The organism is Lutimaribacter marinistellae (assembly GCF_042648365.1).
Classification (GTDB): domain Bacteria; phylum Pseudomonadota; class Alphaproteobacteria; order Rhodobacterales; family Rhodobacteraceae; genus Lutimaribacter_A; species Lutimaribacter_A marinistellae.
Window position 1 is genome coordinate 1 of the sequence record NZ_JBHRXI010000045.1, and the last position, 804, is coordinate 804.

An 804-nucleotide genomic window follows, 5' to 3' on the forward strand; every position below is an offset into this window, starting at 1 on the left:
CAGCGCAAGGTGATCAATGACTTTGCGGCATCAACAGGTGCAGATGTCCTCGCCCGCTTCATCGAGGTCGAGAGCGGGCGGAAGAACGACCGCCCCCAGCTGGAGAAGGCCCTCAGCCTCGCCCGGCTCACCGGCGCCACGCTGGTCATCGCCCGGCTCGACCGGCTCTCGCGCGACGCGGCCTTCCTGCTCACCCTGCAGGCCAGCGGTGTTCGCTTCCTCGCCTGCGACATGCCCGAGGCCAACGACCTCACCGTCGGCATCATGGCGCTGGTGGCGCAACAGGAGCGCGAGGCCATCTCCCGCCGCACGAAGGAGGCACTGGCCGCCGCCAGGGCCCGGGGCGTCAAGCTCGGCAACCCCAACGGCGCAGCGGCACTCAGACGCTCCGGCGAGGACGGTTCAGCCCTGCGCCGCACGGTCACCGCGAACGCGGACGCCTTCGCCCGCGACCTTGCCCCCGTCATCGTGTCGATCCGGGCCGAGGGGCATACGACCCTCCGCGCGATCGCAGATGTCCTGAATGCACGCGGCATCAGAACCCGACGGGGAGGCCGGTGGCATGTCTCGACGGTAAAGAACCTGCGCGGCAGGATCGCAACCCTCCGGCACTGAAGTGCCGTCGGAGACCAGCAGGCTGCCGAGGTCTTCACGTCAACAGGTCGAACACCTCGCCACCAATCTGGAGATTGATGCTGGGCTGGCCTTCACCATCCACCAAGGCCCACATGATCTGCCCTGTCGGGCGGTAGATCACGAACGCCTCCTGAACGGACGCGTCGCCCGAGCGTACGCCATCCGTTG

The 804-nt window shown here is 67.9% G+C and carries 1 protein-coding gene; it reads left to right on the plus strand.

The genetic code is table 11. The annotated features are described in order from the left end of the window. A partial coding sequence (locus ACFORG_RS20710; protein WP_386737480.1) for a recombinase family protein occupies positions 1–615 on the plus strand: 615 nt, incomplete at its 5' end. Between the last annotated feature and the right edge of the window lie 189 nt (positions 616–804).